Origin of the sequence: Methylobacterium sp. OAE515 (assembly GCF_041806315.1) — a bacterium.
Taxonomy (GTDB): Bacteria; Pseudomonadota; Alphaproteobacteria; order Rhizobiales; family Beijerinckiaceae; genus Methylobacterium; species Methylobacterium tardum.
Genome location: NZ_JBGMUV010000001.1, coordinates 2,769,615 through 2,793,979, shown reverse-complemented (window position 1 = coordinate 2,793,979; position 24,365 = coordinate 2,769,615). Strand labels below are relative to the sequence as shown.

At 68.3% G+C, this 24,365-nt stretch carries 28 protein-coding genes and 1 tRNA gene; 22 read left to right on the top strand and 7 right to left on the bottom strand.

The genetic code is table 11. From position 1 onward, the window contains the following. Position 1 precedes the first annotated feature (1 nt). Both ABIE45_RS13675 and ABIE45_RS13670 read left to right on the top strand, forming a co-directional pair. Positions 2 to 1,780, top strand: a complete 1,779-nt coding sequence (locus tag ABIE45_RS13675) for a hypothetical protein (RefSeq protein ID WP_192707212.1) — start codon at positions 2 to 4, stop codon at positions 1,778 to 1,780. Further along, the gene (locus ABIE45_RS13670; protein WP_192707211.1) at positions 1,780 to 5,058 is read left to right on the top strand and encodes a hypothetical protein; all 3,279 of its coding nucleotides are present in this window, start codon (positions 1,780 to 1,782) and stop codon (positions 5,056 to 5,058) included. Before ABIE45_RS13675 ends, ABIE45_RS13670 begins: the two co-directional genes overlap by 1 nt. Here the strand turns inward: ABIE45_RS13670 and ABIE45_RS13665 are convergent. From ABIE45_RS13665 to ABIE45_RS13655, 3 genes are all read right to left on the bottom strand, one after another. After that, on the bottom strand, positions 5,005 to 5,247 hold the full coding sequence (locus ABIE45_RS13665; protein WP_192707210.1) for a hypothetical protein: 243 nt from the start codon (positions 5,245 to 5,247) through the stop codon (positions 5,005 to 5,007). The genes ABIE45_RS13670 and ABIE45_RS13665 overlap by 54 nt on opposite strands. 232 nt (positions 5,248 to 5,479) lie before the next feature. Further along, positions 5,480 to 5,851: a hypothetical protein gene (locus ABIE45_RS13660; protein ID WP_192707209.1), complete on the bottom strand. Its 372-nt coding sequence runs from the start codon at positions 5,849 to 5,851 to the stop codon at positions 5,480 to 5,482. A 71-nt stretch (positions 5,852 to 5,922) separates the two neighbouring features. After that, entirely contained in the window at positions 5,923 to 6,297 is a 375-nt protein-coding gene (locus ABIE45_RS13655; protein ID WP_192707208.1) for a hypothetical protein, read from the bottom strand. Between the two features lie 156 nt (positions 6,298 to 6,453). On the opposite strand from ABIE45_RS13655, the gene ABIE45_RS13650 reads away from it, so the two are divergent. The 12 genes from ABIE45_RS13650 (at position 6,454) to ABIE45_RS13595 (ending at position 13,682) form a co-directional block, all read left to right on the top strand. Then, positions 6,454 to 7,146: a transglycosylase SLT domain-containing protein gene (locus ABIE45_RS13650; RefSeq protein WP_192707207.1), complete on the top strand. Its 693-nt coding sequence runs from the start codon at positions 6,454 to 6,456 to the stop codon at positions 7,144 to 7,146. Positions 7,147 to 7,235: 89 nt separating this feature from the next. Next, complete coding sequence (locus ABIE45_RS13645) at positions 7,236 to 8,210, top strand: hypothetical protein (RefSeq protein WP_192707206.1); 975 nt, start codon at positions 7,236 to 7,238, stop codon at positions 8,208 to 8,210. A 15-nt stretch (positions 8,211 to 8,225) separates the two neighbouring features. Continuing rightward, positions 8,226 to 8,897 carry a hypothetical protein gene (locus tag ABIE45_RS13640; protein WP_192707205.1) on the top strand — a complete coding sequence of 224 codons (672 nt, stop codon included), beginning with the start codon at positions 8,226 to 8,228 and terminating at the stop codon, positions 8,895 to 8,897. Positions 8,898 to 8,939: 42 nt separating this feature from the next. Beyond that, entirely contained in the window at positions 8,940 to 9,272 is a 333-nt protein-coding gene (locus ABIE45_RS13635; RefSeq protein ID WP_192707204.1) for a septal ring lytic transglycosylase RlpA family protein, read from the top strand. Positions 9,273 to 9,285: 13 nt separating this feature from the next. Continuing rightward, entirely contained in the window at positions 9,286 to 9,912 is a 627-nt protein-coding gene (locus tag ABIE45_RS13630; RefSeq protein ID WP_192707203.1) for a glycoside hydrolase family protein, read from the top strand. After that, positions 9,912 to 10,187, top strand: a complete 276-nt coding sequence (locus ABIE45_RS13625) for a hypothetical protein (protein ID WP_192707202.1) — start codon at positions 9,912 to 9,914, stop codon at positions 10,185 to 10,187. The genes ABIE45_RS13630 and ABIE45_RS13625 overlap by 1 nt, the downstream gene beginning before the upstream one ends. Next, positions 10,187 to 10,615: a hypothetical protein gene (locus ABIE45_RS13620; RefSeq protein ID WP_192707201.1), complete on the top strand. Its 429-nt coding sequence runs from the start codon at positions 10,187 to 10,189 to the stop codon at positions 10,613 to 10,615. The genes ABIE45_RS13625 and ABIE45_RS13620 overlap by 1 nt, the downstream gene beginning before the upstream one ends. Positions 10,616 to 10,824: 209 nt before the next feature. Continuing rightward, the gene (locus tag ABIE45_RS13615; RefSeq protein ID WP_192707200.1) at positions 10,825 to 11,157 is read left to right on the top strand and encodes a hypothetical protein; all 333 of its coding nucleotides are present in this window, start codon (positions 10,825 to 10,827) and stop codon (positions 11,155 to 11,157) included. 170 nt (positions 11,158 to 11,327) lie between these two features. Next, the gene (locus tag ABIE45_RS13610) at positions 11,328 to 11,984 is read left to right on the top strand and encodes a hypothetical protein (RefSeq protein ID WP_192707199.1); all 657 of its coding nucleotides are present in this window, start codon (positions 11,328 to 11,330) and stop codon (positions 11,982 to 11,984) included. Between the two features lie 479 nt (positions 11,985 to 12,463). Continuing rightward, entirely contained in the window at positions 12,464 to 12,862 is a 399-nt protein-coding gene (locus tag ABIE45_RS13605; protein ID WP_192707198.1) for a hypothetical protein, read from the top strand. Positions 12,863 to 12,953: 91 nt separating this feature from the next. Further along, on the top strand, positions 12,954 to 13,322 hold the full coding sequence (locus tag ABIE45_RS13600) for a hypothetical protein (RefSeq protein ID WP_192707197.1): 369 nt from the start codon (positions 12,954 to 12,956) through the stop codon (positions 13,320 to 13,322). A 120-nt stretch (positions 13,323 to 13,442) separates the two neighbouring features. Then, positions 13,443 to 13,682 (top strand): hypothetical protein, encoded by a 240-nt coding sequence (locus ABIE45_RS13595; protein WP_192707196.1) that lies wholly within the window; start codon positions 13,443 to 13,445, stop codon positions 13,680 to 13,682. Here the strand turns inward: ABIE45_RS13595 and ABIE45_RS13590 are convergent. From ABIE45_RS13590 to ABIE45_RS13575, 4 genes are all read right to left on the bottom strand, one after another. Continuing rightward, positions 13,657 to 13,905, bottom strand: coding sequence for a hypothetical protein (locus ABIE45_RS13590; protein WP_192707195.1), 249 nt, complete (start codon positions 13,903 to 13,905; stop codon positions 13,657 to 13,659). The genes ABIE45_RS13595 and ABIE45_RS13590 overlap by 26 nt on opposite strands. After that, positions 13,902 to 14,141: a hypothetical protein gene (locus ABIE45_RS13585; RefSeq protein ID WP_192707194.1), complete on the bottom strand. Its 240-nt coding sequence runs from the start codon at positions 14,139 to 14,141 to the stop codon at positions 13,902 to 13,904. The genes ABIE45_RS13590 and ABIE45_RS13585 overlap by 4 nt, the downstream gene beginning before the upstream one ends. A 9-nt stretch (positions 14,142 to 14,150) precedes the next feature. Further along, positions 14,151 to 14,333, bottom strand: a complete 183-nt coding sequence (locus ABIE45_RS13580; RefSeq protein ID WP_192707193.1) for a hypothetical protein — start codon at positions 14,331 to 14,333, stop codon at positions 14,151 to 14,153. A 177-nt stretch (positions 14,334 to 14,510) separates the two neighbouring features. Next, positions 14,511 to 14,588: transfer RNA gene (locus ABIE45_RS13575), tRNA-Pro, on the bottom strand. A gap of 140 nt (positions 14,589 to 14,728) precedes the next feature. On the opposite strand from ABIE45_RS13575, the gene ABIE45_RS13570 reads away from it, so the two are divergent. From ABIE45_RS13570 to ABIE45_RS13535, 8 genes are all read left to right on the top strand, one after another. Then, a complete protein-coding gene (locus tag ABIE45_RS13570; RefSeq protein ID WP_192707192.1) occupies positions 14,729 to 16,018 on the top strand; it encodes a glycosyltransferase family 1 protein in 1,290 nt (429 codons plus the stop codon). 111 nt (positions 16,019 to 16,129) lie between these two features. Beyond that, on the top strand, positions 16,130 to 16,450 hold the full coding sequence (locus tag ABIE45_RS13565; RefSeq protein WP_192707191.1) for a rhodanese-like domain-containing protein: 321 nt from the start codon (positions 16,130 to 16,132) through the stop codon (positions 16,448 to 16,450). 145 nt (positions 16,451 to 16,595) lie between these two features. Continuing rightward, positions 16,596 to 17,750 (top strand): efflux RND transporter periplasmic adaptor subunit, encoded by a 1,155-nt coding sequence (locus ABIE45_RS13560; protein ID WP_192707190.1) that lies wholly within the window; start codon positions 16,596 to 16,598, stop codon positions 17,748 to 17,750. A gap of 107 nt (positions 17,751 to 17,857) precedes the next feature. After that, entirely contained in the window at positions 17,858 to 21,055 is a 3,198-nt protein-coding gene (locus tag ABIE45_RS13555; RefSeq protein WP_192707189.1) for a multidrug efflux RND transporter permease subunit, read from the top strand. Positions 21,056 to 21,151: 96 nt separating this feature from the next. Continuing rightward, the gene (locus tag ABIE45_RS13550; protein ID WP_192707188.1) at positions 21,152 to 21,670 is read left to right on the top strand and encodes a hypothetical protein; all 519 of its coding nucleotides are present in this window, start codon (positions 21,152 to 21,154) and stop codon (positions 21,668 to 21,670) included. Between the two features lie 74 nt (positions 21,671 to 21,744). Next, on the top strand, positions 21,745 to 22,524 hold the full coding sequence (locus ABIE45_RS13545) for a lysophospholipid acyltransferase family protein (RefSeq protein WP_192707187.1): 780 nt from the start codon (positions 21,745 to 21,747) through the stop codon (positions 22,522 to 22,524). A gap of 125 nt (positions 22,525 to 22,649) precedes the next feature. Further along, the gene (locus ABIE45_RS13540) at positions 22,650 to 23,096 is read left to right on the top strand and encodes a hypothetical protein (RefSeq protein ID WP_192707186.1); all 447 of its coding nucleotides are present in this window, start codon (positions 22,650 to 22,652) and stop codon (positions 23,094 to 23,096) included. 139 nt (positions 23,097 to 23,235) lie between these two features. Then, the gene (locus tag ABIE45_RS13535; protein ID WP_192707185.1) at positions 23,236 to 24,342 is read left to right on the top strand and encodes a DUF2125 domain-containing protein; all 1,107 of its coding nucleotides are present in this window, start codon (positions 23,236 to 23,238) and stop codon (positions 24,340 to 24,342) included. Positions 24,343 to 24,365: the final 23 nt, after the last annotated feature.

The following is a 24,365-nucleotide window of genomic DNA, read 5'->3' as shown; positions in this document are numbered from 1 at the left end:
GATGAGCGACGGTATTCCCTTCGGCGCCAACACGGCCTCGCTGCTGGACGGCCTGTCGCCGGACCTGATCGCGCGGCTCCTCCAGGCACAGCCGCCGCAGCAGGCCGCCCCCTCACCGGTCGACAGCCTCTTGTTCGACCGCGCCGGCATGGGTGCGCCTGACAATGGCTTCTCGGGCTCGTCCGGCACGATCGTCAGTCCGCAGCCTCCGCAGGTTGCCCAGGCTGCGCCGGCTCCGGGCCCGCAGGCGACGGGTGCCATCCCGCAGGCTACCCAGGCCCGGGTGCCTGCCGAGGCACCTGCACCGGCTCCGACGCTGGCCCCCGCCGGCCCTGGACCGACGCCGCCCGCTCGGCCCTCCGAGTTGTCCGCGCTCGATGCCGGCATGTCGCCGGTCAACAGCTTCGACCCGCTGACCGGGCAGACCGTGTCCGGCTCGCCGAAGCCCGTTGCGGCACCTGTCCCGTCGCAGACGCCGCAGAGCTCTGGTGGCTTCGACCTCGGCGGTGCGCTGCGGCGCATGAACCAGTCCGGTCTCGCGGATCAGCTGATCGCGATGGGCGCCGGCATCCTGCAGGGTGGGAACTTCGGAGAGGGGCTGGGTCGCGGCCTCCAGAACGCGTTGTCCGTGAGTCAGAGCGGCGCGAAGGCCGACCTGGAGCGTGCGAAGCTGGCGCGGGAGCAGGCCGCACTCACCGGCAACGCCCAGATCCTGAAGCGTGCCTACCCGAACCTGTCGGACGCCGAGCTCGCCGCGATGGCGACGAACAGCGGGAATGTGACCACCGCTCTCCAGATCCTGCGCGATCCGACGCACGGCATGCCGAAGACGCCGGAGCAGATGCAAGCCGAGGCGCGCGCGACCGCCGCCGGTTCGATGGAGGGCGGTGCCAAGCCGCTCGACCGGATCAAGGGCGAGGCGCAGGCGCAGGCCGAGGGTTCCGCCGCCGGAACGAAAGACGATGTGCAGATCATCACCCGTCCGGATGGATCGATCGTCGGGGTGAACAAGTCCCGTATCGGCGAGCCCGATGGTCCGGCTGCGCTGACCCATGTCGCCCCCGCGACGGGCGGCGCGCGGGTCTGGGGTACGACCGGGGCAGACGGCCGCGTGATCGAACCGCCGCCCGGGACGCCGCCGGGCACACCGGGTGCCTACGATGAGAAGGGGATGCCCCACGTCGCCCTGACGCAGGGCACGAACCAGCTGCCGCAGAAGGCCAACGCCGAGCTGGATCAGGCGGCCGTGAAGGCGATCACGGAGAGCCGTGCGAAGGCCGAGGGCGCGATCGGTACGATTGCTGCCATCAACCGCCAGAAGGAAGCGATCGACAAGGGTATCGTCTCGGGCGCTGGAGCGGACTGGCGAACGCAGGCTCGCGCCGTCGCGGCGCAGGTTCTGGGCATCCCGGACAGCTACGTGACGCAGTCGCAGCTCTTCGACCAGGCCGCTACCCAGAAGAGCGCCGAATTGGCCAAGGCGATCTCGCAGTCCGGGCACACGACCAACATGGATCTGCAGCTCGGCAAGACGATCTCCTCGGGCGATCGATCCAGCGTCGAGGCGGCCCTGCGCGCCGGCATCGAGGCGCAGGAGATCCTCGCCAAGAACACGATCGCCCACCACAACGCGAGCGTGGACCGGTTCGCGACCCCTGAGACCGCGCAGCGTGCCGGATTCTTTAAGGTCGAGCAGCCGGAGATCTACCAGTACCGTCCGGCCGCGCCCGACAGGTCCGCGGTCGAGGCTGAGATGCGCCGCCGCGGGATGATGCGCTGATGGATCTCTCGAAGCTCTCCGACGACGAGCTGCAGCAGCTCTACGCCGGCACGCCCGCGCCGAAGCCGGAGCCGGGTTCGGCCCCAAAGGTCGACCTGTCGAAGGTCTCGGACGCTGACCTCGCGGCCATGCACCGCGGGTTCACCGACGCACCCACCGCCGGCCAGCCGGGCGACGAGGCGGCCGCGATCGGGCGCGGCATCATTGATGGCGTGCCTGTCGCCGGCCCGTACATGCTGGCCGGCGTGAACCGCGCCGTCGCCGGCATCCGGGCCCTGAAGAACGACAGCCGGTACAGCGACGAGCTGAAGGCCGTCGAGGATTTCGGCAGGCGCACCGCCGAGGAGCATCCCATCGCGGACATCGCCGGGCATGTCGGCGGTGGCGTTGTCGGCACGGCTCCGCTCGTCATGGCGGCTCCCGCCGCGTTCGGGGCGTCAGGCGCGGCGCTGCCCGTGCGGATGGCGGCCTCCGGCGTCACGGGTGCCGCCCTGGGCGCTGCGGATTCCGCGGTGCGCTCGGGCGGTGATCTCGGGGAAATCGAGAAGGGCGCCGCGATCGGCGGTGGTCTCGGTCTCGCCGGGCCCGCCGTGGGGGCCGGTGTCGGGAAGGCGTGGCGCGCGATCACCGGCGGCGAGCCGGGGATGCATCTGCTGCGCGAGGCGGCACACGGCCTGTCGGAGTCCGAGCTGGCATCGGCCCAGGCGATCCGCGACGCCGCGGCGAACGCGCCCGGGGGACCGGTCGGTATCTCGGTCGACGAGGCGCTGAACGCAGCCACGGGCGGCAAGGCCACGCGCGCCTCTCAGCTCGCCCGCGTGGCGGCAAACTCCGGGGGCGAGGGCGGACAGATCGCGGGCGAGTTCTACGCGGCCCGGCCCGCGCAGGTCGACAATGCGGGGCGCGCCCTGTTCGACCGGATCGGCCCGGAGCCGACCAGCCCGACCGATCTCGGCTTCGATGTGCGGCGGGCGGCCCAGCAGGGTGTCGCGCAGACGCCGCAGGGCATGGCGCTCTCGAACGCCCGCGCCGCGACCGGCCCCCGGATCACGCCGGAGCAGGCAGGACAGACGATCCAGAACGAGTTGCGCGGGGTCGCCGACGGCTTGGAGGCCCGGCGCGCCGCGCAGGCCGACGTCGACTATCGCGCCGCCCGGGCAGCCCCTGAGACTGTCGGTATCGAGCGCACGGCCACGGTCGAGCGTCCCGGCGAGCCGATCGTGACGCAGCAGCAGTACAGCCGTCCGCAGTTCGGGGATGGCGCGCCCGGTCCGCTCGGGCCGCCGCCCGGACGCTCCGATGGCGCTGTCCAGGAAGCCGGCCCGATGAGCCTCGGGCGGTTCGTTGCCCAGAACGGCGGCTTGCCGCTCGAAGGCGACGTGCTCGCCACCGACCTGCACAAGTTCAACATCCCCGGTCTCGGGAACGTCGCCCGCCAAGGTGGCAAGTCAATCGACAACTTCTGGCGCGAGCGGCTGATCGAGGAGGGTTACTTCCGGCCCGACGCCGACGGCGGCATGGCTCGGGATATTTCGTCCGAGCTGCTCCGGAAGCTCCAGAACGAGCAGCGCGGTTTCCCTTCGTTCCCGATCGGCTCGAACCGCTCGATGGGCGCCGGGCCGAGCGCTGGGCAACTCGGCGACGAATATGCCGCTGCCCTCTCGCACGCCGAGACCAGGTTGAACGGGGATCTCCGCGCGGCCGGTATCGACCCGAACAGCGTGCATCCGGACATCCGGTCCCGGACGCTCGGCGCCTTGATGCGCGGTGAGACTGCCGAACCGCTCGACGCCTTCGAGCGCACGATCGGCGCGATGCGGGAGCAGCCCGCACCGTTCGTGAAGACGCCGACCATCACGGAAGAGATACCGGACGTGCGGTTCGGGCAGGTCGATCCCCGTCCGGCGCTGGCGGCGGTGGCTGAGCAGGGTCGAACCGCGAAGGGAGATGTGCGAGGTGCCCTAACGGCCGCCGGGCGAGATCTCCGCGAACCCGGCGGCGACCTCGACATGAGCGTCGCCGGACTGCTGCACGCCCGCGAGCGCCTCGACTTCAGCATCCGCGCCGCGCAGGACATCGGCGACGCCACGAAGGTCCGCGACCTCCAGGCCACGCGCGCCGCGCTCGATGCGCAGTTGAAGACCGTGCCGGAGGTGGCGACGGCCGATGCGAACTTCGCGGCCAACTCCGCACCCCTGGAGCCGTTCACCGGCAATAACCCGCTTGGCCGTGTGGTCCGCCGTGACGACCTGACCGGCCGCATGGCCACGCCAGCCGAGCAGGTGCCGGGCATCGTCAGCGGTCCGACCGCAGCGCGTGAGATGCTCGCCCAGCCCGCGCCCGCATCGCGCGGCGCCCTCGGCCGCCATGTCGAGACGCAGATCCTCGACCGGGCGGTGGGCCAAGACGGCATCCGGACAGCCGACGCTCTCCGCGGTGCGATGCGCGAGCATGCCGATGTGCTCGACCAGCTGCCGGAGGTGCGTGACCGTCTTTCGAACCTCGTGTTCGCGCACGACGGGATGGAGCGCGTCGCGGCTTCGCCTCTCGGTCAGATCGCTCAGCGCCCGGACGTGAAGCACGCCACCAGCGTGTTGTTCTCGGCCGAGCCATCCAGCCACGGTGAGATCGCGAGCGCCATGCAGGCGCTGGTTCGCAACGACCCGCGGTCGGCTCAGATGCTGGCGCGGCACTACCTCGAGAGTACGTTCAACGCGGCGACCGCCGAGAAGCGCGGCCTGCCCGCGCAATACGGCGGCTCGATCTTCGCCTCCGCGGTGAGCGAGCACCCGCAGCGCTACCGGAACCTCCAGGAGGTGATGAAGGCGCTTCCCGAGGGCGAGACTCGCTGGAAGGCGCTCGACGGGTTGTTGACGACCCTGAAGGCGACCGCCTATCGGCCGCAGAAGGGCTCGGACACCGCGTTCAATCACGCGATCCAGAAGGAGTTCGCGTCGGGCAAGACGCATGTCGGGCAGGTCGTGTCCGACGCGCTGACGGGTGCGGCTGCCGGGACGATCGCGGGCGGCGTGAAGGGCGGCATCGCGGGCGCTGCCGTCGGCCTCAAGCATGGCGTTGGCGACGCGATGATGCGGACCCGGATGCTGAACTCGGGCGAGGCCGTAGCTCGGCTGATGTTCGATCCGAAGGCGCTTCCGGACCTGCGGGCGCTCGCGAAGTCCCCGCCCGGCAGCAAGAACGCCGAGCTGTTCACGAACCGCCTGTTAGCGTTGGCGAACGGAGGTGCCGCGCCGGCGCGCCAGCCAGCTGCGCAGTAGGGGGCGGTAGGCGTAGACTGCCAGCCCAAGCCAGCCGATCAGCATCAGGACGCCGAGGGTGCGGACCCCAATAGCGTTCTGCAGGCTGGTCATCACCGGCGGCACGATGGCGTGCAGCAAGATGGACAGCAGCGCCATGGCGCCGGTGAAGGCAAACCAACAGACGACGATCTGGGTGCGGGTCGGCATCAGTTCAGACCCTGACAGGTGGCGCGAGGGGGCTGTTGCTCACCTTGGGCCGGCAGAACGGTGCATGCCTGGATGTGTCCCGTCCAACGGTCCAGCAGGTAGAAGCTGTCCCATCCCAGGCTGGCGCTCTTCTCGAAGTGCGTCATCTCCCACCGGTTGGCGGATGCCACAATGAGGGCGCTCACGGGTAGAGCAGCGACGAGCAAGATCTGGAGCCAGCGGGGCATATCTGTCACCGGCACCGCATGTACTGCATCGAGGCCCGCGCACCAGTCACCGTCTCGAACAGGATGTCCCCTCGGCGCAGCTCGAAATCGATAGTGATCGTCGAGAGCTTGTCGTCCGTCGTCTGCGCGGCGCGTGGACCAAGCACCCTGAGAAAACGGCCGCTCGTCGTTCCGCTGACGGTTTCGGGGCTGATCCGCACCCACGAACGGTCAGATGGGGCATTTGCCGGCGATCGCTTCAGTAGGTCGCACGTGATCGGCGACTCTGCCCAGAGACCGATGAGCGGCTGCGGAAAGCCGCCACGCTGCGCAGTCGCTGGAGAAGCGATGGAGAGCAGAGCGGACGCCAAGATGAGCGTGGTCTGGTTTCGGCGCATGCCACAACCTATGCGATCGGCCAAGCTTCCGTCGATGGCGCTGCGGCCACACCCCGCAGTTGTGCGGCCAGCTATCGCCCGGTGCGCTTAAGGGTCCCTTGGAACTCGCACGAGGCGCCGTGCCAGAGCGTGCAGCCGTCCTCCTCAAGGGCTACGGACCGGAAGCCGTCGGCGTAGCGGGCGGTGATACGGCAGACCTGCCCTTCCTCGGTCTTGCTGAACACGACGGTGGATGGGCCGGTGGCGCGGCCCTTCATCTTCACCCCGCCGCCGCATCCGCGGTTCGAGGCGGTGGAGAAGTCGCCGATGAAACCGCCGCCCGCGGCCTTCACCTCGACGCCCTGCTCGTAGCCGTCTTCCTTGTGCTCGAAGGTGCCGGTGAGACCGGCCGCCACCGCTCCTGTCGGGATGAGGAAAACGACGAGGGCGAGGCGAGCGAGAGGCATACCGCAACGTAGCATGCGGCCGAGCTTTCGTCAGCGCTCCAATACTTGACCCGACGGGCCAAACCGTCGAAACCGTCACCGTCGCGAGCGCTGTGCGCCCGACCCGAGAAGGCCCGCCATCGCGCGGGCCTTTTGCGTTTCAGGACGCTCCCGCACATGCCGATGTCCCCAGAGGTCGCCGCCGCGATACAGGCGGCGGCAGAGCGCAGCGGCTTGAATTGGTCGCGGCCGGATTACCTGCCGCGCGTCGCACAGATCGAGTCCACCGGCGACCCGAACGCCCGCAACGGCAGCGCGGCGGGGCTCTTTCAGTTCATGCCGCGCACGGCCAAGGCGTTCGGGCTTGGCAACCCGTTCGATCCTGTCGCCTCGTCCAACGCGGCCGCGCAGCTGACGCAGACGAACGAGAAGTCGCTGACCAACGCCCTCGGCCGGACCCCGACCGACGGTGAGATGTATCTGGCCCATCAGCAGGGCGCGGTCGGCGCTGGGAAGATCCTGGCGAATCCGGACGCCACCATGGGCAGCCTCGGGCTCGGGAGGGCGGCGGCTGGCAACGGCGGTACGCCCGACACGCTCGCCAGGGACTTCGCGTCGAAGTGGGTCGGTCAGGTCGACGGCATTCCGAAGGCACCGGCTCCCACCGCGCCGAGCGGCTCGCCGATGACGCTGCCTGGGGCTGCCTCCGCGCCTGCCGGCTTCGGCTTGTCGGGCCCGATGCAGCTCAGCGCGGCGCCGGCCGACGGCAGCGCCCAGGTGCTGGGTGCCGGCGCCCCGTCACTCGCGAACCCCGCATCGCTTCTCGCCTTCGGGCTCGCACCGCTTCAGCCGATGAGGACCGACTCATGAGTGGACCGCACCACTGGTCCGAAACGGCCGCCGACAACGGCTCGTCGGATCCGAACGCGGACCTGCGGCCCGGCCGTCCCGCAAACACGGTGCTGGGCGCGATCCGCGGCCTGATGGCGACCGTGGCGCGTGCCCGCGACGACGATCTCGCGACCCTGCTGGCGATGCCGGGGGCGAACAACGTCTACGCGGTGTCGACGAACGAGGGGCTGATCGACCTCGCGACCGGCGTGAACGGCATCCCGGCGGCGATCACGAAGCCCTTCTCGGTGCGCGTGATTTTTGGCGCCACGCCGCTCGGGATGGCGGCGGCCCCGTTGAAGCTCGCGATCGACGGCGCAGCTCCTGCGCCTGTCACGCGTGCGGACGGCTTTCCGATCGTCGACAACGACGTCGTCGTCGGCCGCCCGTACCTCCTTCTCGGGCACTCCTTCACGGGCGCGGGCGGGGCGCTCTCGCAGATCTGCATCCTCGACATTTTGCCGAGCGAGGTGACCGCCCTGGCGCAGGGTCAGATCATCGCAAGCACGCCCAGCATCATCTCAGCGGTGCTCGGAGCCGCCGTGCCGAGGAATGGCGGCACGATGACCGGCGATCTGACCCTCCAGGAAGCCATCCCCACGCTCATCTTCCTGTCGCAGGGCGTCCTGCATGCCGGCTGGCAGCTCCAGCCTGACAAGCGGCTGCACTGGGTCAACCTCGACAACGGCGCGGATTACTTTTCCATCGGCCCGGACGGGTCGATCGCGACCGCGCAGTTCGGGGATCTGAATACCCGTATTGAAACCCGCGCCTTGGCGAACGCGCAGCAGCAGGCCTTCAATTATACGAACAACTGCGTGCAGAGCATGCGGTATGTCTACGCCGGAGACATGAACACCAACTATATGCCTGGGACCGGAACGTTCATCGGTGCGTTCGGCGGCTACGCGATGATGTGCGACCACTGGACGTACGATCTCGGGCTCGGCACCGGCGCCTGCGCAGACTTCTCGCACCGCTACCGATACTTGCAGATGTACATCCCCAGCCAGGGTTGGGTGACTGTCGGCGCGGCCTCCTGATCGTCCGGAGCGACAATGACCTACATCGTGAAGGATCACGGCACCTGGAAGCCGTACAAGCCCGATCCCCTGCCGGAATGGGCCCAGGACCTGGTCACGATCGGCGGGACGGTCGTGTTCCTGAAGCGTGAGACCGACGGCCTCGACTTCTACGATTTCCGGAAGGAAGAGCCCTTCGCGGAGAACGCCGTCGTGGCCGCAGCGCTGCCCGATCCCGCAACCGGCCTGGAGATCGTGAAGTCGGTGTTCCGGGACACCAGCATGATGTTCCCGACCAACCAGCGGCTGATCGAAATCGACGGCGTCGACCCGAGCATCACCGACCCGCACAACCTGTTCACAGAGCAGCTGTTCGATCCGGCCGCGCTGACGTTCTCGCCCCCACCCCCGCCCCAGGTGCTGTCCGTGAAGGACTACCAGTTCGCGGGCGAGGCGGCGACGCGCGGCATCATCTCCAACGACGACGCGATGGCGTGGGTCGGCCAGGGCAAGATCCCGCAGTCGCTGATCGCGGCGGTTCAGCAGTCCGTCACGGATCCGGAGCGGAAGACGCGCGTGCTCCTGTTCCTGGCCGGGACGACGATCTTCCCGCGCAACCACGAGCTGACCCCGATCCTGGCGGCCTCCTTCGGGATCACCACGCCGGACGCGCTCGACGCCTTCTTCGCGTCCGCCAACCTGCGCTGACCGCCTAAGGTCCCCTCCTAAGCTCACCTCTCAGAGGTCCTGATGCCCCTGCGCTCCCCGGCGCGGGCCGCCCTCGCGTGCCTCGTGCTCGCGGGATCGGTCCCGTGCGCCCAGGCCGAGACCGCCTCCTGGTACGGCTCCGGCCGTCGCACCGCGAACGGCGAGCACTTCGTGCCCGACGGCCTGACCGCGGCGCATCGGACGCTCCCGTTCGGGACCCTCGTGCGGGTGACCTACGGCGGCCGCTCGGTGGTCGTGCGGATCAACGACCGCGGCCCCTTCATCGCCGGACGGGCGATCGACCTCTCGCGCGGCGCGGCCCGGGCCATCGGCCTGTCGGGCGTCGGCCGCGTCCACCTCGCCATCCTCGGCTGATCAGGAGCCCATCATGGACGTGTCGCCCATCGGACGCGCCGCCCTGGAGGGGCGCGAAGGCAACGTGCTGACCGCCTACAAGGACAGCGTCGGCACCTGGACGATCGGCACCGGGATCACGACCGCCTCCGGTCTGATCAAGGTGGTGCCCGGCCTGAAGATTACCCCGGCTCAGTCCGACGCGCTCTTCGCTGCCGCGGTGGAGAAGTATGCCGCTCCGGTCCGCGCCGCGCTGAGCCGGCCGGTGCCGCAGCCGTTCTTCGATGCTTGCGTGAGCCTCGCCTACAACATCGGCCCGGTCGGCTTCGCGCACTCGAGCGTGGTCCGGCTCGCCAATGCCGGCAACCTGCCGGCGGCGATCGAGGCGTTCCTGATGTGGAACAAGCCGGCCGCGATCATCTCGCGCAGGCAGGGCGAGCGGGACCAAGCCGCCCTCGCCTCCTACGACGGCGCCAAGGTCTACGCGCGCCGCGGCGACCGTACGCTCGTGAAGGCGCTTGCTGGGCCCGCGCCTGTCCCGGCCAAGCAGCCCGACCCGCTCGCGCCGATGACGGGCGCGAAGCCGGCGGCCGTCACACCCGCCAAGCCCGGGCTGCTCACCCGCCTGAAAGACCTGTTCCTCGGACGAAAGGCCGCCTGATGTCGCCCGCTCGCTTCCATCGTGCCCGCGTGCTGTGGCGCCGCCTTCGAGGCTGGCGCACCTTCATCTTCTTCACGCCGGCCTTCCTGCTGACGCTGCTCGACGCGCTGCACGCCGTCGACTTCCGCCAGCTGCTGCTCGACCTCGGGCTTCCGGACGGGGCGACGAAGGCCATCGTCGCCGGGTGCTTCCTGGTCGGCATCGTCCTGCGCGCCTACACCACGACCCCGCCAATGCAGGGCCACGACCACGACGCCGTCGGAGGGTCGCGCTGATGCTCGGGATCCTCGGCACCATCTTCGGCTGGGTGGGCGGCGGCCTGATCAAGGTCCTCGGCTCGAACGTCATCGGGCCGCTCGTCCAGACCATCCAGAACGGTCAGAACGCCAACCGCGACGTGGCGGTGCAGACGCTCCAGGCCGAGATCGCAGCCAACCAGGCGCGGGTCGCGATCGCGCCAGCCTTCAAGGGCCTGATCTACTGCATCGGCCTACCGGCGGCGGCACATTTCGGAGCGATCTGCGCCGACAGCATGCCGTGGTGGCTGCCGTTCTACGGCTGGCACGAAGTCGGGGCATGGAAGGTCGCCGGCCTGCCCGGTGACTACGCGACGATCGAGGCGACGATCCTGACCGCCTTCTTCGTGTCCTCGCCGCTCACCACGCTGGCCCGTGCCGGCGCCGCCCGCCTGCTGAAGGCCTGACCCTCCCTCTCCCGGGGAGGGAGAGGGGCATCCCGGGACGCCCGACCATGTCCGATGAGAAGCCACGCCGCGTCCGTCGACCAGCCGTACCGCGCAAGGCCCTCGATCTGATCGCGGAGGGCGTCGCCGAGCGCGTCCCGCCGCCCATCCCGCCCGGCCTCGGTGAAGGCCTGCTCTGTCGCGCTCGAACCTCCAGGAACCCCCTTGCCATGTCCGCCGGTCACGAAGGGGGCGCCGACGCCAACCCCGAAATGCGCATCCTGATCGCCCTCGCGCGCATCGAGGAGCGGCAGACCTCTCTCGTCGAGGCGAATAAGGCGGCGCAAACCGCGGCCGAGGCGCGGCACACCAACGTGATGCAGGCGATCGCGACCTTCGTCCCGCGCTCGGAGATCGAGAAGGATAACCGGGCGATCCACGAGCGCATCGATGGCGTCGAGAAGCGCATGGACACGATGGATAAGCGGGTCTGGGGCGCTGTGGTCGGCGCCGTCGGCACCTTCGGCATGGTGATCCTCACCAAGGTCGGCCTGATGCACTGACCGCCCGCTTCACACTCTACTTCACAGTGCCCTGGGCGCCCTGGCTTCGGCTGGGGCGCCTTTCGCCGTTACAGCCCTGGCATCGCCGCGCGCGGCCTTTTGCGTTCTGCGGTGGTGACTCGACATTGATCCGCCATGCGTGGTTTTGTGCTCTTCAAGGGAGACAAAGCATGCCCGGCCTTCCAGCCCAGTGTGAGAGATGCGGTCATATTTTTCTGTCAGATGTTCAATTTGAGCATATCACTATAAATAACGCTCGAGGATTTATATTCAGGTGTCCAGAATGTGGAGGAGATGCTCCCGGGCTGGACGGCTCATTCTCTTTCTCAGAAGATAATACGACTATAAAATATGCGACTTCGGACACGCAGACAAAGCTGAAAGCATTAAGGCAAGCACTTAAAGCCGCTCAAGAAAACAAGAGCATTGAGGAGGTTATCGCCCCTCTCCAAGAAGCATCTCCACAACTTGCGGAGCTAACTGCATCTGCGGCAAGACGAGGAGGTATGGCGACGGTCGCTGCGTTGCTTCTTTATTTGGTCGCCAGCTGCTCACAGAACACAAAAGGCACTATGAACTGGAACCAGCTGGTCGATCAGGGTCACGTCTATATGACTAATGCTGCGCCCTATCCGGGCCTGGGCACTGCATCGGAGCCACAATCAACCGGAACGGTTGAAGAGGGCCAACAGTCGCGACCTGAAGAACGATCAGGCCCGAGCAGACAGCAGCGACGCCAGCAAGAACGCCAAGCCAAAAAGCAGCAGCAGCGGATCGGGCGGCAAACCGCACCGACACGGCACCGCTCAAAAACGCCGAAGGGCTAACATTCTTCACTTTATACCTTTGCCAGTGAACTTGGCGTTCGCCACCCTAACATTCGACGCAGCGATCGAGGACAGATCCGCCTCGCATGTGATCGACTCAACCGCGAGCGGTGCTAGCTGAGCCGGTGCCAATCGCTAGGCCAGCGGCAGCCCGGTCCGCGCACCCGGCTTGCTCGCATCAATTTCTGCGAGATGGTCGCGCCCTTCCTGCGTGATGAACCATGCCGGGATCCTCCGCCCGGGCCCGTGCGCCTGGCGGGAGACGACCAGCCCGCGATCGGCAGCTTGGACGGCCGCCCCGCACCTTCAGCCCCGCCGGCACCGCCGCGCAAGGCTTTCTCGTTCCAATTGCGAAAAAAGTACAGTCGATGTAAGACGCGCTAAGATACTTTCGGTGTGGTCAGGCAATTAATATGGCTTTGTTTAGCGGCGCTTGTGGCTTCTGGGAGTACGTTACGCGAGTCGAAATTGTCGGTTCCATGATACAGGCTGCTGGGCCAGCGCTGCTTGCATGGTGGGCGTTCCGTCTTGAGAAACGCAATCGGCGTCGCTCAACTCTGATCGCAATTGTGCAGGAATGGAGCACTTATGAGATGGTAGCGGCGCGAGACTTAGTTTGGCGTCGCACTGAGAAAAAGGTTCGGTGGGCTGATATTCTTGAGAACCCTGACGACGGTCATAAGGCCTATCGCGTTGTAGAGCTTCTCGGCCGCTTGGCGGTAATGATTGAGCAAGGCGAGATCAACGGCAGGGATGCGCGGACCTTCCTCCATCTATCGATGGCCGGAGTTCCAGAGCGTATCGAGTCGGTCTGGGGCGATAATAGGGATGCGACCTTCGAGGCCGCGATCCGCCTGAAGCGCTACATCCATTGGTAAGATTGGACGCTCCCCCGCCCCGTGAGCAGATCGGGGCGGGGCCGAGCGAAAGATTAGTGGGACGGCAACCATTCGGCCGTAGCCCGCCGGCATGTCTGACCTCCCGTCCGCCGTCGCCACCTGGCGCGACCAGATCGAGCGTTTGTCCGAGCACGCCTCGCCGTGCCGGTATCTCCTGCCGGCGAAGTGGAAGGCGATGCGCGAGAACGCGCTGGCTTTCCTCGACCAGCATGGCGCCGAGGCGCACCGGCTCGGCTGGACCGCGGAACAGCTGTTCGGTGTCCATCCGGAGCACGGCTTCCTGCGCGTGGAATATGCCGGCGCGCTGATGGTCAACGAGCGGCCGGTCGTGGGCGTCGAGCCCGACCGGATCGTGTTCGACCGCTTTAGCGGCTACCGGACGAAGCCTGGGCAGACCTGGGGGCCGCCGGTCTGGGACTTCGCGGCGCGGGTTCGCTGATGATCCTGCGATCAGTGATCCGCGCCCGGTGAAAACTGGAAGACTAACCTATGTAAGATTAGACATACAGGCTTGCATAGGCCTACGTTCGTTCGTCTTGGAGCCGGTATGGAGGCGCGGGTGCCGCGTTATTTCTTCAACGTCCACGACGGCCGCAGCGAGCTCGACGCTGAAGGAACTGAGCTGACCAGCTATGACGCTGCACGACTTGCCGCGGTACAGCTGGCAGGTGAACTCCTGCGGGACGAGGCGCATCGGCGGAAGCTCGGCGACGCTTGGCGCCTTGAGGTTCTGAACGAGTCCGGCACGAACGTCTGCAGCGTCGATGTGCGCGTCAGTCCCCCCGTCGCAGACGCTTGAGCGAAGCGTCCGCAACCCCCTGGTCCGTGCCTGCCCGTTGCCGCTCCACCTCATCCTCGGCCGCGTGCTGCGTCTTCGTGGCGATCAGTAGGTCGAAGTAGGCGATGGCCTGCTCGTGAACCAGCGCGGCTCGCACGTCGCTGAGTGCCTGAGCGATCTGCCGACGGTGCCAGGAGCGGACGTCGGCCAGCGCCTGCAGGTAGCCCTTCTGCTCGTCGGTCACTCGGCGCTCGCTGGGATGCCGAGCACGATCAGCAGCTCTCGCCCGGCCCTCGTGAGGTGCCACGCACGCCGGCCGGTTCGACCCCGGGTCGCGCGCTCCTCGACGTAGCCGAGCTCCTGCAGGATCGGCATGACGGTTGGGTAGGCCTCCTGCCGCAGCCCGCCCGGGTTCTCGGCGACCGCGCGCAGTGCTTCGAGGTGACGGCCGCGAATCGGGGCCTTCGGTTCGGAGGGCATGCCGGTCGGCTATTGCAGGCCTCCGGGCGAGTCCATCAGCCCTAGCCGGATAGCCAAAGCCAAAAGGTCGCTGTCTGTCAGCATCTCACCATCGACCAGCCACAGCGGATAGCTCTTGCTCCACGGCTCGACTTTGAGGCCATGAGCCCGCGCATCCACGGCCTCGAAGATCGGATCGTGGCTTTCGCTCATCCCGTCACCGGATGCGCCAGCAGGATCGCGATGCGCACCAACCAAGAACAGACCGTGGGGGATTCCGTGGGTGGTTTTGGCGACCCCAGGTCCCCACGTGCACCCTCCGTTCCGCATCGGCTTACTGGCTGATGTGATGCTCTCGGCGGTAAAACCCTTGTAGATCAAGGGCCTTAATGGTCGGAGTGGCGGGATTCGAACCCACGACCCCTAGTCCCCCAGACTAGTGCGCTAACCGGGCTGCGCTACACTCCGACGCCGCGAAGGCCCGGCGCTCTTAGCCTTCACACTCGCGCGGTGCAACCCCTTCTCGGATGTCCCGCGTGCCGGAAGCTCTGGCCCTCGCCGCCCTGGGCCGGTAGGGGTTCGCCATTCCCCCTTTCCGCTCGAGGATCATGACGGACCGACCGATCGCCTTCGATCTCACGCGCCTCGTCACGCGCCTGCGTCATGCGAGCCCCTCCGGGATCGATCGCGTCGACCTTGCTTACGCACGCGCCTTTCTCGATCGGTCGGGCCCCGGTTTCGGCGTCGTTTCGACGGGACTGGGACCGCGCGTCCTCGACCGTGACCAGGCGCGCGCCATCGTCGAGACCGTAGCCGCCGGCTGGGTCGAGGACCGGGATGCGGCCTCGGACCCGGTCTATCGACGGCTGGCCGCGCGATGCGGCGATCCGGACGTGGCCTCCGGTGCGACTGCGCGGGTGTCCGGCACGCGGATCGGTGCCTCCGACCGGCGCCGCATCCAGGCGCGGACGACCGCCGACATCGCGTTGCGCAGCCGCCCGATCGCGGCCCTGCCGCGCGACACGCTCTATCTGCACACCTCCCACCTGCGCCTCGACAACCCGCGCCGGTTCGACTGGCTCTATACGCGCCCGGATATCCGGGCGGCGTTCTTCGTCCACGACCTGATCCCGATCACCCACCCGGAATACGGTCGGGCCGGCGAGGCCGACCGCCACCGGGCGCGGATGCGCACGATCGGTCGCCACGCCGCCGCGATCCTGGTGAACTCGGTGGACACCGGCGAACGCACCCTCGATTTCCTCGCGGCCGAGGGGTTCGGGCGGCCGCCCCTGGCTGTCGGCCATCTCGGGGTCGAGGCCGCCTTCGGTCGGACCGGACCGCGATTTCGGACCGATCGCCCCACCTTCGTGGTCTGCGGCACGATCGAATCGCGCAAGAACCACCTGCTCCTGTTCCAGATCTGGCGGCAGCTGGCCGAACGCCTCGGCGCCGCCACGCCCCGCCTCGTCGTGGTCGGGCGACGCGGCTGGGAGGCCGAGAGCGCCATCGACATGCTGGAGCGGTGCCCCGGCGTGCAGGCGCACACGATCGAGGTCACGGGGCTCTCGACGCACGGCCTCGCCGCGCTGATGCGCAGCTGCACCGCGCTGCTGATGCCCTCGTTCACCGAAGGCTACGGTATTCCGGTGGTCGAGGCTGCGGCCTCCGGCCTGCCGGTGATCGCGTCCGACATCCGCGTTCATCGCGAGATCGCCGAGGGCTTCGCGCTGTTTCGCGATCCGCTGGACGGTCCCGGCTGGCTGGCGTCCATCGAGGCTCTCGCGCGCCCGGGCTCGGAGCTGCGGACGGAGCTGGCCGGGCGTCTCGAGGGCTACGTGCCGCCGGATTGGGCGGCCCATTTCGACGCCGTCGGACCGACCCTCAACGCCCTGTGACCGCCGCCTCGCCGCGACAGACCTCCGAGTTGCACCATCCTACCCTGACGAATAAGGAAAAGCGTCAGTCCGCAGATCACGCGGCGACCGGGCGTAACGGAGATCCTGCCGATGCAGGTGGTCGACCTCGATCGTGAAACGATCAAGCGTGGGTTGAGCGATGGCTCGATGTTGGTGATCGATGTGCGCGAGCCGCATGAATACGAGGCCGGACACATCCCGGGCGCCGTCTCGCATCCGCTCTCCAGCTTCGATCCGCAGGCCGTGGCCGCACTGATCGCCGATGATGGGCGGCGGCCCGTCTTCTCCTGCGCGTCCGGGGTACGTTCGGTTCACGCGCTCATGGCGGCGCAGAATGCCGGCGTCGCCATCACCGAACACTACAAGGGCGGCTTCAAGGACTGGTACGGCGCCGGCGAAACGATCGAATAGATCGCTGGAACAATCCGGCTCACGGCCCCGTGATGTGCGCTCGCGCACAAGCAACATCGTTTCGTGCGGGTTAGGGCGCCCCAGCGGCGGAACAATCGTCACGCTCGGCGCGACCGATGGGTCGGCCAACCGACAGCAGGACCCGATGCGCAGCCGGCTTCCCAGCCTTCTCACCGTATTGTCAGGACTGACCGCCGGATTGGCGGCAGGTCCCATCGCGACGCCTGCGCACGCACAGGCCCCGGGCGGTCCGCCGCCCAAGGTGACCGTGGCAAAGCCGGTCGTGCGGCAGATCGTCGAGCAGGATCAGTATACCGGCCGTTTCGACCCGATCGACTACGTCGAGGTTCGCGCCCGCGTCACCGGGTACCTGGAGAAGATCAACTTCACGGATGGCCAGACCGTAAAGAAGGGTGACCTGCTGTTCGTCATCGACCGGCGCCCCTACAAGGCGGCGCTGGAGCAGGCGCAGGCGGCGCTGGCCTCCGCGAAGGCCCGGCAATCCTTCTCGCAGACCGACCTGGAGCGCGCGCAGACCCTGTCGCGCAGCGGCAACATCTCCGAGCAGGTCACCGACCAGCGCCGACAGGCCTCGCAGACCGCCCAGGCCGACGTCGACAGCGCGCAGGCCGCCCTCAACAACGCGCAGCTGAACTACGACTTCAGCGAGGTGAAGGCGCCGATCAACGGCCGGATCAGCCGCCGTCTCGTCACCGAGGGCAACATCGTCAGTGCCGACCAAACGATGCTGACCACGATCGTGTCGCTCGATCCGATCTATTTCAGCTTCACCGTCGACGAGAAATCGTTCCTCAAGTACCAGAACAGCCTCGGCATCGGCATGGGCCAGACCCAGCAGGGCAAGGGCGTGCCGATCCTGATCGCTCTCTCCGGCGAGGCGAAGCCGAGCCGCAAGGGCACCCTCGACTTCGTCGACAACCGCGTCGACACTGCCACCGGCACGATCCTGCTGCGCGCGACCGTCCCGAACGCCGACCTGTTCATCAAGCCGGGCCTGTTCGGCATCGTCTCGATGCCAGCCACCAAGCCGTCCCAGGGGATCATGCTTCCCGACGAAGCGGTGGCGGCGAACCAGGACAAGCGGATCGTCTACATCGTCGGGCCCGACAACGTGATCCAGCAGAAGGACGTGGTGCTGGGGCCGAAGGTCGATGGCTACCGGGTGATCCAGTCCGGGCTGAAGGGCGACGAGACCGTGGTGGTCAACGGCCTTTCGCGGGTCCGCGCGGGCGCGAAGGTGGCGCCCGACACCATCGAGCTGCCCCCGAGCAAGACGTGAGCCTGAACGGCTCACGACGACTGCCTTCGAGCGCGCCGCACGGCGCGCCCCGCACCGACGACGCAGGGCCCCGGCCGGGAGACCGGCGGGCCTCAGAGGTTTGACCGATGCGTTTCGCCCATTTCTTCGTCGACAGGCCGATCTTCGCGTCCGTCACGTCGATCGTGTTCCTAATCCTCGGCTTCGTGGCCTACGAGAGCCTGCCGGTCTCGCAGTATCCCGAGATCGTGCCGCCGACCGTGACCGTGCGCGCCTCCTATCCGGGCGCCAACGCCGAGACCGTTGCCGCCACGATCGCGACCCCGATCGAGCAGGAGGTCAACGGCGTCGACAACATGCTCTACATGACGTCGTTGTCGACCAACGACGGCAACATGCTGCTGACCGTGACCTTCAAGGTCGGCACCAACCTCGATATCGCCAACGTGCTGGTGCAGAACCGTCTCTCGGTGGCCCAGCCCCGCCTGCCGCCGGACGTGCGCAACCTCGGCGTCACCGTGCGCAAGGCCTCCCCCGACCTGATGCTGGTCGTGCACCTGCTCTCGCCGAACAAGACCTACGACCAGAATTACCTCGCCAACTACATCTACCTGAACATCCGCGACGAGCTGCTGCGCCTCGACGGCGTCGGCGACATCACGATCTTCGGCGGTAACGAGTACGCCGAGCGGATCTGGGTCGATCCCAACAAGCTCGCCGCCTACGGCCTCTCGGTCACCGACGTCACTACGGCGCTGCAGGAGCAGAACGTGCAGGTGGCGGCCGGCCAGCTGAACGGCCCGCCCGCGGCCAAGAGCGAGGCGTTCCAGCTCGTCGTGCAATCGCAGGCGCGGTTCAAGACGCCCGAGCAGTTCGCCGAGGTGATCATCAAGGCCCAGGACGGCCGCCTTGTCCGGGTCAAGGACATCGCCCGCGTCGAGATGGGCCAGAAGGACTACACGACCAACTCCTACCTCAACGACACGCCGGCGGTGGGCATCGGCGCCTTCCAGCGCCCCGGCACCAACGCGCTGGACGCGGCGGCGTCGGTCAAGAAGGTGATGGAGGAGGTCAAGAAGCGATTCCCGCCCGACGTCGAGTACCGCATCGCCTACAACCCGACGGAGTTCATCGAGGAATCGATCCACGAGGTCTATAAGACCCTGTTCGAGGCGGTCGGCCTCGTCGTCATCGTGGTGCTGGTCTTCCTCCAGAGCTGGCGGACCGCGCTGATCCCGGTGATCGCGATCCCGGTCTCACTGATCGGCACCTTCGCGGCGATGGCGGCCTTCGGCTTCTCGCTGAACAACCTGACCCTGTTCGGGCTGGTGCTCGCCATCGGCATCGTGGTCGACGACGCCATCGTGGTGGTAGAGAACGTCGAGCGCAATATGGCCGAGGGCCTGTCGCCGGGCGACGCTGCGCACAAGACCATGGACGAGGTCGGCGGCGCGGTCATCGCGATCGCGCTGGTGCTCGCCGCGGTGTTCGTGCCGACGGCGTTCATCCCAGGCATCTCGGGCCAGTTCTACAAGCAGTTCGCGCTGACCATCGCGGCCTCGACCCTGATCTCGGCCTTCAACTCGCTGACCCTGTCGCCGGCGCTGTGTAAGCTGCTGCTGGTGCCGCATCACGCCCGGAAGGAGCCGAAGTTCTTCCTGACGCGGTTCATCAATTGGCTGGCGAACGGCTTCAACCGCGCCTTCGACGCGACCTCGAACGCCTACGGCCGGACGATCCGTGTCCTGACCGGCGGCATCGTGGGTCTCGGCGTGATGCTGCTGATCTACGCGGCGGTGATCGCCGGAACGCTGCACCTCGCGCAGACGACGCCCACGGGCTTCATCCCGGACCAGGACCAGGGCTACCTGATCGGCGTGGTCCAGCTGCCCTCGGGCGCATCCCTCGACCGCACGACGGACGTGATCCTGCGCGCCGCCAAGCAGGCCCGCACGGTCGACGGCGTGGCCAACGCGGTGATCATCGCGGGCTTCGACGGCGCGACCTTCACCAACACGACCAATGCCGGCGTGATGTTCCTGACCCTGAAGGGAGCGAAGGAACGGGCGGAAGTGGGTCGGAGCGCAGCCGTGATTACCGGCGACGTGCTGAAGGCCACCTCGGACATCCAGGAAGCCCGGGTGATCGTGATCCCGCCGCCGCCGGTCCGTGGCCTCGGCAACGGCGGCGGCTTCAAGATGCAGATCGAGAGCCGGCAATCGTCGGAGATCGGCCCGCTCATGGCCGCGGCCGGTGAGGTGATCGCTCAGGCCAACCAGAGCGCGGACGTGCAGCGCGTCTTCACGACCTTCGACAACTCGACGCCGCAGCTCTTCCTCGACATCGACCGCACCATCGCGCGGATGCTGAACGTGCCGCTCGCCAACGTGTTCTCGTCGGTCCAGGCGGATCTCGGCGGCACCTACGTGAACGACTTCAACACGCTGGGCCGCATCTACCAGGTGCGCCTGCAGGGCGACGCCGCCTTCCGGACGTCGATCCAGGATATTTCGCAGATCAAGGTGCGCTCCTCCACCGGCGCGCTGGTGCCGATGGGAACGCTCGCCTCGGTGCGGGACGTGACCGGGCCGCAGATCGTGCAGCGCTTCAACCTGTACTACTCGGTCCCGGTGCAGGGCGTGGCCAAGCCCGGCGTCTCGACCGGTCAGGCGCTGGACGCCATGGAGCAGATCGCCAAGAAGGCCCTGCCCGACGGCTACTCGTACGACTGGACCGAGATCGCCTACCAGCAGAAGGCCGCGAGCGGGACCGCCGGCGCCGTCTTCGCCCTGGGCGTGCTGCTGGTCTTCCTCGTGCTCGCCGCGCAGTACGAATCGTGGGCGCTCCCGCTCGCGATCCTGCTCGTGGTGCCGACCGGGGTGCTCGCCGCGCTCGCGGGCGTGCAGTTCCGCGGCCAGGACAACAACATCCTGACGCAGATCGGCCTGATCGTGCTCATCGGCCTGGCTGCCAAGAACGCGATCCTGATCGTCGAGTTCGCGCACGACATCGAGCAGCGGGAGCACCGCGGCCCGGTTGAGGCGGCGGTCGAAGCCTGCCGCCTGCGCTTGCGCCCGATCCTGATGACCGCCTTCGCGTTCATCCTCGGCACCCTGCCGCTGGTCATCGCCACCGGCCCCGGCGCCGAGATGCGCCAGGCGCTCGGCACCGCGGTGTTCTTCGGGATGATCGGTGCGACCTTCTTCGGCCTGTTCCTGACGCCGGTCTTCTACGTGGTGATCCGGCACTTCTCGATCTGGCTCGGCCGGTTCCGGAAGAAGCACAGCCACGGCGACCACGGCGACGCTGCACCCGCCCACGGCTGACGCGCCGCGCCGTTTCGGAAAGCCCGTCTGATCCTGCGCCGATCGGGCGGGCTTTCGCGCGACGGGAGGGTGCACCCGGTGTAGAGGCTGTCCGGCATGCACCTCCTCGGCCGCCTGATCCTCGGGGCCTTCGCCCTCCTTCTCGCCGTCCCGGCGGGCTTCGCCGTGCTGGTCCTGGCGGTGCTGGTCGATCCGGCCGCGCAGGCCTGGCTGACCGGCGGGGCGCTGGCCGGCCTCGACATGGCCCTGTCGGACCTGTCGGCCGGGCTCCCGCCGGAAGGGGTGGTGCTGTTCGTCGCCGGTCTCGCCAAGGCGCTGTTCGTCCTGCTGTTCGTACCGCCGGCCCTGGTCGGTCTCGGCGGCGAAGTGCTCGGGCGACGCGGCCTCGTGTGGTACGGCGCCGGTTGCGGCCTGCTGACCGCCGCCCTCCCCTGGCTGACCCGCGGCGCCGTCCGGGCGGGGGGCGGGACGCGCGATGCCGGCCTCCTGGCCGCTGAGGCGCGCCTGACCCTGATCCTGTTCGTCGTCGGCGCGAGCGCCGGGTTGGTCTACTGGCTCGTGGCCGGCCGGCGCGCCGGCTTCACCCGCGGCCGCCGCTGGGCCGAGGACGCCTGACCGGTCCCGGCGACACCGCCCTTGGCCGCGGACGGGCGGGCGCGCTACAGGGAGTCGCCACGATACGGTTCCCGATGCTCGCCCTGCGCTCCCTCGTCTTCAACATCTGCTTTTATGCCGTCACCACGGTCCTGGCCTTTATCGGCCTGCCCATGCTGGTCTCCGGCCGGTCGGTTCTGCGGCTCGCCCGCGCCTGGGGGCGGATCACACTCTGGCTGCTGCGCGTCGTCGCCGGCACGCGGGTCGAGTTCCGCGGGCTGAACAACATCCCGCCGGGGCCGCTGCTGGTGGCGGCCAAGCACCAGTCGGCCCTGGAGACGCTGGCGCTCTGCACCGTGCTGCCGGACTTCGCTTACATCCTGAAGAAGGAGCTGCTGCTCATCCCGCTGATCGGCTGGTACCTGTCCCGCAGCGGCATGGTGGCGATCGATCGGTCCAAGGGCACCCGGGCGATGAGCCTGATGAACGCCGCCGCCGGCGAGGCGATTCGGCAGGGACGCCGGCTCATCATCTTCCCCGAGGGAACCCGCCGCCCAGTCGGGGCGCCGCCGGCCTACAAGCAAGGCCTGTCGCACCTCTACACGGCCCTGCAGGTCCCCTGCGTACCCGTGGCGCTGAACACCGGCCTGTTCTGGTCCCGTAACAGCCTCCTGCGCCGTCCAGGAACGGCTGTGATCGAGTTCCTGCCGCCGATCCCGCCGGGTCTGCCCCGGCAGGAGTTCCAGGCATTGGCGCAGGAGCGGCTCGAGACCGCGTCGAACGCCCTCGTCGACGGTGGGATCCACGGGCTCGCCGCCGCAGGTCACGCGGAACCGGCATCCGAGGCCCCTGCGGCGGCCGCACCGCGCCGCTGATCGGCTTGCCACCCCCTGCATCGAACCGGCCGACCCGGCTTGTGGATAGCGGGTGTAAGTCCCACATCTATTCCTAGGAACGTCGCGCTTGACGCCTGTGGATAGCGCGCGCTAGGTTGGAACAAATGGCGAACAGAAGAGCCCTGTCCTGGTCGGCCGCGCTTCGCGACCTGAAGGACGATCGCACGCGGAGGCAGGATGTGCGTGAAGAACGCCTCAAGACCACGGCGGGCCTGCGCGGCTCGCCCGCCCTTCCCCTCTCGGCCTGGCGCGGCCGCTCCGGCCGTCGCTACGTCGTGGGCGTCCATCCCGCCGGGGGCTTCGACCTCGACGAGATGGCGCAGGCCGTGGTGATCGCGGTGCGCCGCGACAATGCCGGCATCGCCGAGATGGTCTCGGTCGCCAGCTCCAGCGAGAGCCCGCGCGAGCACCTGCGGCGGACCTGGCTCGACCGGGTGCGCCGTCGGGGAGCCACCGAGATGCACGTGCACCGGCTGGCCGAGAACGAAGCCGAGCGGGTGGCGATCGTCGAGGATCTTCAGGTCGACAGCGTCGAGCCGGCGCAGGTCTGACCGTAAAAACCGGCGCGCGGAGGCCGATCGCCGCCTGCTGCGGTCGACCGGGCCCGGCACTGCCCCAGTTTCGCCCCTTGCGTGGCCTCAAGCCGAGGCCGCGATGACCCTGCGGGGATCGGGTCGGGGAGCGGAACGCATGGTGCAGGATCGGACGCGGCCGGACGATATAGCTTCGACGCCGCCGGCGCAGGGCAAGCGGCGCTCCCGCCTCGGGCTGTTTCTCCCCTACATCCTGCTGGCCCTTGTGGCGGTCGGATGGTCTGCCGGCTGGTTCTGGATCCGCGGGCGCGCCGCCGGCGAGATCGATGCCTGGATGGCCCGCGAGGCGGCCGCCGGCCGCACCTGGACCTGTGCTGACCGCACCCTCGGCGGCTACCCGTTCCGCATCGAGCTGCGCTGCAGCGCCGTGACCCTGGAGCGCACCGACGGGCGGTTCCGGCTCGGCCCGAGCACCGCGGTCGCGCAGATCTACCAGCCCCGCTTGGTCTTGTTCGAGAGCGCCGGCCCGTTCCACGTCGAGCAGGGCGACCTGATCGGCGACGCCGTCTGGAAGGGCCTGCAGGGCAGCTTCCACGGCGCCGCGGAGGGCTTCACCCGCGCTTCGCTGGTCGTGGACAACCCCGACATCACCGTGAAGGGCGCCGAACCCGGCCCGATCGCAGTCACGGGCCGGCACCTGGAGCTGCATGCCAGACCGACACCCGGCCGCTACGAGTCCGAGGGCGCCGTTGATGTGAGCCTGCGTCTGACCCAGGCGGCCGTGCCGCAACTCGATGCCCTCACTGGCAACCGCGACCCGGCCGATCTCGCTCTGGACGCGATCCTGACGCAAGCCACGGTGCTGCGGACCGGAACGGTGGCGCGCGAGCTTGAGCGCTGGCGGCAGGCCGGGGGTACCCTGGATCTCACCGCGCTCTCGCTCGCCAAGGGTGATCAGCGCGTGCAGGCCAAGGGAACTCTCGCTCTCGACGCCGCCCATCGGCCGGCGGGCCAGATCGACCTGCGGGCGGCCGGCGTCGACGCTCTGGTCGGCAGCATCGTCGGCCAGCGCTTCGGCTCCGACAGGGGTGCGCTGGTCGGCCAGCTGGTCGGCGGCCTTCTGGGCCTCGGCCGGCGGCCCGACGCGGAGGCGCCGAGCGGCAGCGCACCTCTGAAGGCGCTGCCGCCGCTCCGGCTGGTGGATGGTCGGCTCGTCTTCAGCGGCTTCCAGATTCCAAACGTCTTCGTGCCGGCGCTGTATTAGAGCGGTCCTCGATCAGCCTCAGA

Coding starts and splice junctions, on each gene's coding strand:
- ABIE45_RS13675 (WP_192707212.1), top strand. CDS start 2: ATGAGCGACGGTATTCCCTTCGGCGCCAACACGGCCTCGCTGCTGGAC.
- ABIE45_RS13605 (WP_192707198.1), top strand. CDS start 12,464: ATGATACAGGCTGCTGGGCCAGCGCTGCTTGCATGGTGGGCGTTCCGT.
- ABIE45_RS13635 (WP_192707204.1), top strand. CDS start 8,940: ATGCCCCTGCGCTCCCCGGCGCGGGCCGCCCTCGCGTGCCTCGTGCTC.
- ABIE45_RS13640 (WP_192707205.1), top strand. CDS start 8,226: ATGACCTACATCGTGAAGGATCACGGCACCTGGAAGCCGTACAAGCCC.
- ABIE45_RS13570 (WP_192707192.1), top strand. CDS start 14,729: ATGACGGACCGACCGATCGCCTTCGATCTCACGCGCCTCGTCACGCGC.
- ABIE45_RS13565 (WP_192707191.1), top strand. CDS start 16,130: ATGCAGGTGGTCGACCTCGATCGTGAAACGATCAAGCGTGGGTTGAGC.
- ABIE45_RS13620 (WP_192707201.1), top strand. CDS start 10,187: ATGCTCGGGATCCTCGGCACCATCTTCGGCTGGGTGGGCGGCGGCCTG.
- ABIE45_RS13585 (WP_192707194.1), bottom strand. CDS start 14,141: ATGCCCTCCGAACCGAAGGCCCCGATTCGCGGCCGTCACCTCGAAGCA.
- ABIE45_RS13625 (WP_192707202.1), top strand. CDS start 9,912: ATGTCGCCCGCTCGCTTCCATCGTGCCCGCGTGCTGTGGCGCCGCCTT.
- ABIE45_RS13670 (WP_192707211.1), top strand. CDS start 1,780: ATGGATCTCTCGAAGCTCTCCGACGACGAGCTGCAGCAGCTCTACGCC.
- ABIE45_RS13630 (WP_192707203.1), top strand. CDS start 9,286: ATGGACGTGTCGCCCATCGGACGCGCCGCCCTGGAGGGGCGCGAAGGC.
- ABIE45_RS13650 (WP_192707207.1), top strand. CDS start 6,454: ATGCCGATGTCCCCAGAGGTCGCCGCCGCGATACAGGCGGCGGCAGAG.
- ABIE45_RS13615 (WP_192707200.1), top strand. CDS start 10,825: ATGTCCGCCGGTCACGAAGGGGGCGCCGACGCCAACCCCGAAATGCGC.
- ABIE45_RS13545 (WP_192707187.1), top strand. CDS start 21,745: ATGCTCGCCCTGCGCTCCCTCGTCTTCAACATCTGCTTTTATGCCGTC.
- ABIE45_RS13535 (WP_192707185.1), top strand. CDS start 23,236: ATGGTGCAGGATCGGACGCGGCCGGACGATATAGCTTCGACGCCGCCG.
- ABIE45_RS13660 (WP_192707209.1), bottom strand. CDS start 5,851: ATGCGCCGAAACCAGACCACGCTCATCTTGGCGTCCGCTCTGCTCTCC.
- ABIE45_RS13655 (WP_192707208.1), bottom strand. CDS start 6,297: ATGCCTCTCGCTCGCCTCGCCCTCGTCGTTTTCCTCATCCCGACAGGA.
- ABIE45_RS13540 (WP_192707186.1), top strand. CDS start 22,650: ATGGCGAACAGAAGAGCCCTGTCCTGGTCGGCCGCGCTTCGCGACCTG.
- ABIE45_RS13555 (WP_192707189.1), top strand. CDS start 17,858: ATGCGTTTCGCCCATTTCTTCGTCGACAGGCCGATCTTCGCGTCCGTC.
- ABIE45_RS13550 (WP_192707188.1), top strand. CDS start 21,152: ATGCACCTCCTCGGCCGCCTGATCCTCGGGGCCTTCGCCCTCCTTCTC.
- ABIE45_RS13600 (WP_192707197.1), top strand. CDS start 12,954: ATGTCTGACCTCCCGTCCGCCGTCGCCACCTGGCGCGACCAGATCGAG.
- ABIE45_RS13610 (WP_192707199.1), top strand. CDS start 11,328: ATGCCCGGCCTTCCAGCCCAGTGTGAGAGATGCGGTCATATTTTTCTG.
- ABIE45_RS13560 (WP_192707190.1), top strand. CDS start 16,596: ATGCGCAGCCGGCTTCCCAGCCTTCTCACCGTATTGTCAGGACTGACC.
- ABIE45_RS13580 (WP_192707193.1), bottom strand. CDS start 14,333: ATGAGCGAAAGCCACGATCCGATCTTCGAGGCCGTGGATGCGCGGGCT.
- ABIE45_RS13665 (WP_192707210.1), bottom strand. CDS start 5,247: ATGCCGACCCGCACCCAGATCGTCGTCTGTTGGTTTGCCTTCACCGGC.